This window comes from Streptomyces rugosispiralis, from assembly GCF_024505145.1.
In the GTDB taxonomy this organism is placed as follows: domain Bacteria; phylum Actinomycetota; class Actinomycetes; order Streptomycetales; family Streptomycetaceae; genus Streptomyces; species Streptomyces rugosispiralis.
Genome location: NZ_JANIAA010000221.1, coordinates 1 through 549, shown reverse-complemented (window position 1 = coordinate 549; position 549 = coordinate 1). Strand labels below are relative to the sequence as shown.

The 549-nt window shown below is 67.6% G+C and carries 1 protein-coding gene; it reads right to left on the bottom strand.

The features are described 5' to 3' along the window. Positions 1-549, bottom strand: a 549-nt coding sequence (locus tag NP777_RS47155) for an acyltransferase domain-containing protein (protein WP_256656363.1), incomplete at both ends; no start/stop codon positions are given.

The window sequence follows — 549 nt, the reverse complement described above, 5'->3', positions numbered from 1 at the left end:
GGCACTGGCCTCGACGAACACCTGGAATCCGTCGGCCAGCAGGGCGCGTACGGTCTCCTCGAAACGCACCGTCTGACGCAGATTGCGGTACCAGTACCCCGCGTCCAGCCCCGCCGTATCGAGCACCCCACCCGTCACCGTCGAATAGAACGGCACCGACGACGGCCGAGGAGCGATCCCCGCCAGCTCCCGCAACAACTCCTCCTCGATTACCTCCACATGGGCGCAGTGCGAGGCGTAGTCCACGGGAACGCGCCGCGCCCGAATCTCCTCCACCTCACACGCCGCCAGCAACTCGTCCAACGCATCCGCGTCACCGGAAACCACCACCGCCGAAGGCCCGTTCACCGCCGCCACCGACAACCGCTCACCCCACACCGCAAGCCGCTCCCGCACACGCTCCACCGGCAACGACACCGACACCATCCCACCAAGCCCCGACAACGCCCGCAACGCCTTGCTCCGCAACGCCACCACCCGCACCGCATCCTCCAACGACAACGCACCCGCCACACACGCCGCCGCGATCTCACCCTGCGAATGACCAAT